Origin of the sequence: Paenilisteria portnoyi, assembly GCF_014322795.1 — a bacterium.
GTDB lineage: Bacteria > Bacillota > Bacilli > Lactobacillales > Listeriaceae > Listeria_A > Listeria_A portnoyi.
Window position 1 is genome coordinate 55,849 of record NZ_JAASTT010000022.1, and the last position, 9,852, is coordinate 65,700.

A 9,852-nucleotide genomic window follows, 5' to 3' on the forward strand; every position below is an offset into this window, starting at 1 on the left:
GCAAATTATTTCTGAAGTTATGTATCGAACAATGATATGTAGCTTTTTTTACATTGAGATTTTATATTGGCAGGTACAACTAATATTAATCATTTGATTTGACGGTTCCGGATGGTGTGACGCTGAAAGATGACGCGAAACATGCGGCGACGCTTATTTATCGTGGCAAAACCTTGATTAGCGCGATTGCAAGTCCTGTTTTGGAAGACGAGACTGGTTCTGTGATTGATACGTTGTCGGCGAAATCGGTGAAGACGGCGGATGGCTATAAGCTCGAGGTCGCGGCGTTTAGTACGGCGAATGTGACGGGAAGCCTTGCGAAGGTCGCGGTTTCGTTTGTGAGTACGAAGATTACGAATGGGATTGAGGCGACGAGTTTGCGCCAGTATCGGGATGATGTGGCGTACTCGTTTCAGCCGTATATGTATATTGGATACGATGATGGGAATAACTCGGGAACGCTTGGCGCGGCTCATTTTATCACGTATGGTGTTGTGAAGGTTCCGGATAGTGAGATTAAAAAAATTGGGACGAACCGCGAAATTGAATCGGCGGAGCTTTCTCTTTTTAGAAGTGGAACGGAAGGTTTTTGGGGAGATCGTGCGAAAGATGGCAATGGCAAAGTGATTCAGCGCCAGTTCGAAGCGCACGGGATTACGAAGGATGTTGGGGCGATTGATGACCTGACGTATGGCAAATTTCAGAGCCTCGGTTTTCCGTATGGTCCGCCTGCGAATCTAGATGGTCATGAGACGTATATTGGCGGGATTGATGATGCGAATCGTCGGGTTTCGTTTGATATTACGACGGCCGCGAAGGACTGGGTGAATGGCGGGAAAAATAATGGGATTCTGGTGAAAACGGCGAAGGTGAATGGATTTGAATTGCCGTATTCGCAGGCCGATGTGTTTGCTGCGCCGAAATCTGGTGTGACGAGTGAGTCGCCGTATGTGGTGTTTAAGCACCGCGAGCGTCCGCCGATTGATGCGGATATGCCGCTGAAAGATACGACGTTGTATTTGCGTCCTTTTGTGAGTGCGAATAATGATGGCATGCTTGATTTTACGGCGCTTGGTATGGACGGGGTTGGTCGTCCGGATGCGAAGATTAATTATAAAATTGTCGATACGTCGGATAAAAATAAGGTGACGTTTAGCGGGACGGATCCGTCGATTGGGCGGGATTATTTGTTCCCGGATTATCCGAAGCTGAATAATTTGACGCAGGAGTATCGTGAGTTGATGAGTAATTGGCAAACGAATACGATGCTTTTGAAGGGGGCTTTGAAGGAGAATCATTTATACCAAGTGGAGGCCGAGATTAAGGACGGGAACGAGTCGGCGAGCAAGAAGTATGATACGTTTCAGATTTATCGGGTAACGGGGATGGACTCGTTGCCGCGTTTGTTGAAGTTTTACGGGATTTCGAACAAGCGGTCGCAGTTTATGTTGGATAATAATATGAAGGATGAGCTCTTGGTTCAGGGGAATGTGGTGTTTATTCGGAATCCGCAACAGAATGCGGGTAAGGCGTATCAGACGGCGACATATTCTACGGCGGATAAGATGCGACTTGATGCGCTGGCGGTTGGGCGTGGCAAGCATTGTACGTTCGGATATGAGCCGATTAATTTTGATAGTGGGAATTTGCTTTATGATATGGAGGACGCGAAGTGGTTTGATTTTGATAAGGAGCAGACGATTACGCGGACGTATAATTCGATGGGGCAAGGTAAGGATAGTCCGATGGGGCGGAACTGGACGTTTAATTTGGCGGATCAGCTTGGGTTCTTGGAAGACGGCACGGTGATGTTAACGCGTGCGGATGGCGGGAGTTTGAGGTCGTGAATTCGGAGACTGGTGATGTGTCGCTTTTTGCGGCGAATGGGCAGCTTTTGAAGGTGACGGATCAGGCGGGGCACGTGACGGTTTATTCGTATAATGCGGATGGGGATTTGACGAAGATGGTGACGGGGTCTGGGAAGGTGCTCAACTTTGCGTGGGACGCGCAGGGGCATTTGAAGGAGATTACCTTGCCGGACGGTGGCAAATTGGCGTATTCGTATGATGCGGACGGGAATTTGACGAAGCTCGTAGATCAGACGGGGAAAAGGGTGACGTATCAGTATGATGATGCGCATCACATGACGTCTTATAAGGATCATGACGGGAAATTGTTGATTGAGAACGTGTTTGATGCGGATGGTCGTGTGACGAAGCAGACGGATGGCGAGGGGCATGTTGCGACGCTTGCTTATGCGAACGGGAAAACGACGACGACGGATTTTAATGGGAATAAGCAGGTGATTTATTTTAATGAGCGCTTGCAGACGACGAAAATTGAATACGCGGATGGATCGTTAACGGAGAACGTGTATGATGGGAAAAATCAGTTGGTTGCTTCGGTGGATCAGCTGGGAAATAAGACGACGTTTGTGAATGATGCGAACGGGAATGTGACGAAAACGGTTTATCCGGATGGGTCAACGGAAACGGCGACTTTTGATGGGAAAAATCAACTTGTGCGGGAAACGGATAGTCTTGGCGGGGTGACGACGTATGAATATGATGCGGCGGGCAACGTTACGAGGTCTATTTTGCCGAATGGCGGGGTGGAAAAGTACGCCTACAACGCGGATGGGCAGCTGGTTTCGGAAACGGACGCGAATGGGGTGACGACGAAAACGGTGTTTGACGCAGCTGGAAATCCTGTGCGGGAAACGGATGGCCGTGGGAATGTGACGGTGTATGCGTATGATGCGTTGTCGATGCTCAGCGCGGTGACGGATGCGAATGGTGGTAAGGAAACGTATGTGCGGAATGCGCGTGGGGAATTGACGCGGGAGACGAATGCGCGCGGTGACGTGACGGTTTATGGCTATGACGCGAACGGGAACAAGGTTAGTGAGACGGATGCGAATGGGAATAAGACGGCGTATATGTATGATGGATTGGGTCGCTTGACGGAGGAGAAGAATCCGATGGGTGGCGTGACGAAATATGCGTACGACGGGAACGGGAATAAAATGAGTGAGATGGACCCGCTTGGAAACAAGGAGAAATTCGCGTATGATGCGCTGAATCGGGTTGTGAAAGCGACGGCCGCGGATGGTGCTGTGATTCGTTATGTGTACGATGCGCTTGGTCAGAAGTTGTCGGAGGAGACGGCGGACGGGCAGAAGACGACGTATGTGTATGACGCGAAATCGGGGTATATGACGGCGGAAACGGATCCGTTGGGGAACGTGACGGCGTATGCGTATGATGCGGACGGGAATGTGACGCGGATTACGTATCCGGATGGCACAACGGAAGCCTTTACGTATGACAAAATGGGGAATATTACGCGTTTTGTGGATCAGGAAGGGCACGTGCAGGAGTATGAGTTTGATGCGAACGGCAATACGACGAAGCTGAAAGAGGCTGGGCGTGTGTCGACGTATGATTATGATGCGAATGGCAGTGTGGTTGCGGAGCGTGATGCGGCTGGTGGCGTGAAGCAGTACGCGTTTGATAAGCTGGACCAGGTGCAGACGGAGACGGATGAGATGGGCGCGAAAACGCGTTATGTGTATGATGCGGCTGGCAATGTGACGCGGATTACGGATGGCAATGGGCATGTGGTGACGCTTGCTTATGACGGGGAAGCGAACGTGATTCGGGAGACGGATGCGGAAGGTAACGTGACGAAATATACGTATAATGCGCTTGGATTGGTGGCGACGGAGGTTTCGCCGACGGGGGATATCACGCAGTATCGCTATAACAAGAATGGCGATGTGACGGCGGAAATTGATCCTTATGGGAACGAGACGGCGTACGATTATAACCAGACGGGCGACGTGACGGCGATTGTGGATACGCTTGGGAACAAGACGACGTATGCGTATGATGTGCGTGGCAATGTGACGGAGAGCGTGGATCCGATTGGTCGGAAAACGACGTATGACTATGATTTGGCGGATAATGTCGTGTCGCAGAAAAACGCCGATGGTACGGTTTCCACTTTTGCGTATGATAAAATGGATCGTTTGTTGGAGCAAAAAGACAATACGGGACAAAAGGAAAGTTATGCGTATAATAAAATTGGCGATGTGACGCGCGTGGCGGATCGTAAAGGACGGAGCGAAACGTATGACTATGATGCGTTTGGAAACGTTGTTGGCGAGACGGATGTGCGTGGGAATAAGACGGGTTATGCGTATGATGCGGCGGATCGATTGGTCGCGCAACAACATCCGGAGGGCACGACGCAGCGTATTGCTTACAATAAACGCGGCGATGTGACGTCGGAAATTCTGCCGAATGGTGGGAAATATGCGTACACGTATGACGCGGAAGGCAATATGCTGACGGAGACGAATCCGCTCGGCGAGACGACGCGCTATGGCTACAATGGCAACGACGACTTGGTGAAAACGACGGACGCGGCGGGCGCTGTATCGAGCGTGACGTATGACGCGAACGGGAACGTGATCAAAGTTGTCGATGAAAATGGCGGCGTGACGCAGCAGAAATTCGACGCGACGGGGCTTGTGACGAGTCAGACCGATGCGGAAGGAAATGAGACGCAGTTTGGGTATGATCCGCTGGGACGTTTGACGACCGAGATTGACGCGGCTGGCTTTAAGTTGCTGAATCGCTATGATGCGGCTGGTCGTTTGACGGCGGAGACAGATAAGCGCGGGAACACGACGGTTTACACGTACGACGATGCGGATAACATTTTGACGGCGAAAGAGCCTGCGGGAATTACGTCCAAATTTGAGTATGATTTGCGTGGGAATGTGTTGAAGGAAATCGATGCGAACGGTAAGGCGACAAAATACGCGTACGATAACGACGATTTACTGCTTTCGGAAACGGATGAAATTGGCTACAAGCAGAGTTACGCGTACAACGAGTTCGGTGATTTGACCGCGGAAAGTGATAATCAGTCGAAGAAGGACTTGGTCAGCTATACGTACGATAAATTTGGCCAGCAGACGTCTGAAAAAGATGCGAAAGGCAGAATCACGCGTTATTCGTATGATAAAACGCAGCGTTTGACGGCGATTACGTATACGAATAAACTGTCGGTCGGCTATTCGTATGATAAATTGGATCGCGTGACGGCGATGCGAGATGTGCGCGGCAACGAGTCGAAAGTGCAGTACGACAAGGTTGGCAACGTGACGTCGATGATTGACCCGGGAAATCAGGCGTACTAGTATGCGTATGATAAAAAGGGAAATGTGACGAAGGAAACCGACCCGCTGAAAGCAAGCACCGAATACCGCTACAACAAAAACGACCAAGTAGTGAGCATGAAAGACCCGACAAATGCGGTGACGACGTATCATTATGATGCGCGTGGCTTGTTGGATTCGGTGAAAGATACGCGTGGGAATACGTCGAAAATGAAGTATGACGGCAACGAGAACGTAACGGAAACCACGGATGCGAAAGGCAACAAAGAACAGTTCAAATATGATGCGCTGGATCGGATGACGACGGCGAAGAATCGATTAGGCCAGACATCGACGTATACGTATGACAAAGTGGATAATCTGACGGAGATTAAAGATGCGAAAGGTTTTGTGACGAAATACAGTTACAACGACCGCAGCGATATGGTCAAAGAAGTGACACCAGAAGGCAAAACGGAGAAATATGCGTATCGCCTCGACGGTTCACTCCAATCCGAAACGAAACCAGACGGTAGCAAGACCACCTACAAATACGACGAACTGAACAATCTGGTGGAGCAACAATTCGACGGAGGCGGCTACAAATACACCTACGACGAGAACGACGACATCAAAACCGCCACATCCAAAGACGGCACAGCGACCTTCACGTACAACAAATATGGTGATGTAACAGCGGTCAAAGATGCCAATGGCGAAACGCTGACATACGAATACGACACCATCGGGCGCAAAACAGCATTGATCTACCCAGACGGCACCCGCGTGACGTATCGCTATGACGACTCGAACCAGTTAACCGATGTCATCGAAGCAGACGGCAAGAAAACGACCTACGACTACGACGCCAACGGTTTACCACTCGCGATTCACTACAGCAACGGCACCAAAACAACGTACCGTTACTCCGCGACTGGCGAAACCGAACACGTCGAAACCAGCAACAAGTCTGGCAAAGTCATCGCGTCATTCGATTACGTCTACGATGAAAATGGTAATGTCAGCAAAGAAACGATCAACCAAAACGGGACGAAACAAGTCAAAACCCACACCTACGACGCCGACGATCAACTCATCGACACGACCATCAAAGCAGGCAAAAACACCGAAGTCATCACGTACATCTATGACGCCAATGGCAACCGAACCAAACTAAAACGCGTCAAAAACGGCAAAAAAACCATCGAAGACTACTATTACGATGACGACAATGTCCTCGCGATGATCCAAGCCGATGGAGACGCCGACACGACTTACACCCACGACAAAAACGGAAACATTACCAAAAAAGCCTTAAGAAGTGGTAAAGTAGAAACATACACATACAACGGTGAAAACCAACTCATCCAATCCGCCGACAACGAAGGCCACGTCACGACTTACAGCTATGACGCATTCGGCAACCGGATTGGCAAAGAAACCATCACCGATAAAACCAAAGAAGTCCAAGGCACCCTCAGCGAATGGATCACCACCAACGACAAACAAGCCAAAGACAAACTTAAAGTAACACCAGGCAAAACGGCACAGAAGGCACGACAACGAAGCAAAAAGAGAAAACCGAGAGCCTAGCCAAACAACTCGAAAAACGCGCGTCTGGCGATTTTGAAGGGTGCTCTCCGATCGCAGAAGAAGGTACTGACGTTGTGACGAAAGACAACAGCACAAAAACAACGACATCCGAAGAAGGCACACCAACGAAAACCAAAGACGGTATCCAAGGTAAAACCGAGCTGAAAGAAAGCGATGGCAACAGCTCGACAAGCACCGAGCGCACAACAGAAACAACCAAATCTGTTGGATATCAAGCCATCACAACAATTCGCTACATCAACGATCTAACCCAAGAATACACCCAAGTCGCGCAACTAGACGAAACCACCGAAGATAACGGCGAAACAACAGAAACCAGCACGGATTACCGTTTTGGCGAAGACGACCAAATCCTCGGCACCGAAGATGAAAGCTATCACGAAAATGGCTTGACAGACATCGCAACGACATCCGACGGCGAAGAAAGCACCGATTACGATTACACCGACTACGGCACAGCCATCGCAGCAGTTCCAATGGCCAACCAAATCGGTTACCGCGCGCAAATGCACGACACAAGCGACACACAAAACCTACGCGCAAGGAATTACGACACCAACACCGGTCGTTTCCTACAAGCCGATAGCTACCGCGGCGCCCTAGACGACCCAAGAAGCCAAAACCGCTACATTTACGGAGGCAACAATCCGAATTCTTATAGCGACCCGAGCGGTCACTTCATGAATTGGCTCAAGAAAAAAGCGAAGAAACTCAAGAAAAAGGCCAAAAAAGCCGCGAAAAAACTCAAGAAAAGTATTAAAAAAGGAATCAAAAAAGTCAAGAAAGCCATCAAGCGAACCGTCAAAAAAGTGAAGCGCGTCATCAAGAAAATCAAGCGAGCCGCTAAAAAAGTCTACAAAAAAATAAAACGAGCTACTAAAAAAGCAGTCACCAAAGTCAAACGCGCCGTTGCTAAATTCAAAAAAGCTGCTAAGAAATCCATCAAACAAATCAAAAAAGTGGCGAAAAAGGTTTATAAAAAGGCAAAAGTAGCACTGAAAAAAGTACAAAAAGTAGCCAAAAAAGTGAAGCATATTGTAAAAACCATCAAGAAAGCAGGTATCAAACAACTACGAAAAGCTTTCAATTATGTCAAAGCCACAGGAAAAGCCATCAAAGCAACGGTAAAAAAACAACTAGCAGCCAAGAAAAAAGCGAAACAAAAAGCAGAAGAAGCTAGAAAGAAGAAAGCGTACCAAGCCGTATGTAAAAATACACAAGCCATCAGTTCGTATAACTTCTCTGATTATCAGAAGAGTCCACTGGATGACGGCACCTATTGGCTATCGAAACCAGGTAATACGCCGCAACAAAATGCAGCAGCAACGAAAGCCTACACGGCGGCTGTGAAAAATGGCACCGTGACGACAAGTTCGGGCGGTATAAGTACTGATTTGATGGACATTTACATGAAACAAATGTTAGCAGTCGAAACAGGGGTGAATCCATTCAATGGAAAAGTCTTAACAGAATGGGAGAAAAAGCAATTTGCCTATGCTGGTTCAGTGGGAATGGTGAGTTTAGGTTATCTAGGTGTTTGGGGTAGCGGTGTATATAAGAAACAAACTCCTATAATTGCTAATTCACAAGCGCAGAGTATTAACCCATCGAAAATTAGGTTTAGTCAAAGTTCGGTTAATGGATCAGCAGAAATTATAAAAAGCATGAAAGAGAAAGGATGGAATGGCGATCCGATTGATGTGGTCAAAATGTCAGATGGTATGTATACAACAATTGATAATACAAGGGTAGCAGCTGCTAGAGCTGCGGGTATAGAAGTCAAGGCTAATATTAGAAATTTTAATGACTTATTGCCAGCGGATATGGTAGATAGATTTACTACTAAGAAAGGTGTCTCTAAAACATGGGGAGAGGCCTTAGAATTAAGGATTCAAAAACAAAACGCTGGATTCAGAAATAATAATCCAATGGGTTCTTATGAATTAGAGAAAATGAAATAGAGAGGAAGTTTAGTATGTCATATTTGATGGATTCCAATATTTATGTATATCCTGAGTCTTTTCAAAAAATTGTAGAGCTAAATATGGTTGATTTTGATATTTGGTACCTATTAGATGCTGATGTTGCAACAAGAAGATATTTTGATTTAAAACAAAGGTATCCTAATAGAAAGCTAATCCCGTTTGCCAAAAGGGACGATAATGATGATATTGCGTGTTTTGAGATTGGCAAAGGAAATACGGTTCAATTAATCCATGATTTTTCTTCAGAAGGATATGAGCAAAGAGGCGAATTTGAAGATTTGTGGATGTGGGTTAAAGAAGCAGTTCGTGAAATGATTGATTTTAATAAAAGTGAGGGGATAGAGTGAATAGCAATGAATATTCGAAGTTGAGTAAAGAAATATCTTATGCATTGCGACATGCCCCTTGGGAGTATGAATTAGAACTCGATGATCTAGGTTTCACTCCAATAGAACCGTTACTCCAATCATTGAGGGAAATAGATGGGTGTCAAGCTATTGAACAAGAAGATATTGAAAAAATGATTTTTAATTCCCCTAAAAAAAGGCATGAAATTATTGAAGGCAAGATAAGAGCTTTTTATGGACACTCCATCCCGGGTACAATAAAAAAAGAGGAGGCTGAGCCACCAATATATTTGTATCATGGAACATCTCCAGACTTTATAGATGATATACGAAAAAATGGGCTACTTCCAAAAGCAAGACAATATGTCCATCTATCTGAAGACATAAATACTGCTCATTTAGTTGGAACAAGAAAAAATTCTTCTCCAATAATACTAAAAATTGATACTAAAAAAGCCGGTAATCAAGGAAGTAAATTCTATTTTGGAAATGAACTAGTCTGGCTTTCAGATAGTATTCCTAGTACCTGTATTTTATTTATGGATTAGTATTTATATTGTATAGAGAAAATTGAGTTTCAGAAAAGTTTCTAAGATATTGGAACAGATGGACTGAAAGCCAAGATACTAAGAGGGCTAATATAGCCTTCTTAGTAAATACATAATTGAACTAATTTCATAACTCCTAAGCCTTGCGGCACAAGAGATTTAAAGCAACAAAAAAGAGGAACCTCCCCATT

Annotated in this window: 6 protein-coding genes; all 6 read left to right on the plus strand. The window is 46.5% G+C overall.

Going from position 1 to position 9,852, the window contains the following annotated elements; genetic code table 11:
* Positions 1 to 98 precede the first annotated feature (98 nt).
* Positions 99 to 1,847: a DUF6531 domain-containing protein gene (locus HCJ66_RS16215; protein ID WP_246438684.1), complete on the plus strand. Its 1,749-nt coding sequence runs from the start codon at positions 99 to 101 to the stop codon at positions 1,845 to 1,847.
* A complete protein-coding gene (locus HCJ66_RS16220) occupies positions 1,844 to 5,209 on the plus strand; it encodes a hypothetical protein (RefSeq protein ID WP_343069013.1) in 3,366 nt (1,121 codons plus the stop codon). The genes HCJ66_RS16215 and HCJ66_RS16220 overlap by 4 nt, the downstream gene beginning before the upstream one ends.
* A gap of 24 nt (positions 5,210 to 5,233) precedes the next feature.
* The gene (locus HCJ66_RS16225) at positions 5,234 to 6,760 is read left to right on the plus strand and encodes a hypothetical protein (RefSeq protein ID WP_343069014.1); all 1,527 of its coding nucleotides are present in this window, start codon (positions 5,234 to 5,236) and stop codon (positions 6,758 to 6,760) included.
* 74 nt (positions 6,761 to 6,834) lie between these two features.
* On the plus strand, positions 6,835 to 8,742 hold the full coding sequence (locus HCJ66_RS16230) for an RHS repeat-associated core domain-containing protein (RefSeq protein ID WP_343069016.1): 1,908 nt from the start codon (positions 6,835 to 6,837) through the stop codon (positions 8,740 to 8,742).
* 14 nt (positions 8,743 to 8,756) lie between these two features.
* Positions 8,757 to 9,113, plus strand: a complete 357-nt coding sequence (locus tag HCJ66_RS13545; protein ID WP_187133614.1) for a hypothetical protein — start codon at positions 8,757 to 8,759, stop codon at positions 9,111 to 9,113.
* Positions 9,110 to 9,661, plus strand: coding sequence for an RNA 2'-phosphotransferase (locus tag HCJ66_RS13550; RefSeq protein WP_187133615.1), 552 nt, complete (start codon positions 9,110 to 9,112; stop codon positions 9,659 to 9,661). Before HCJ66_RS13545 ends, HCJ66_RS13550 begins: the two co-directional genes overlap by 4 nt.
* Positions 9,662 to 9,852 lie beyond the last annotated feature (191 nt).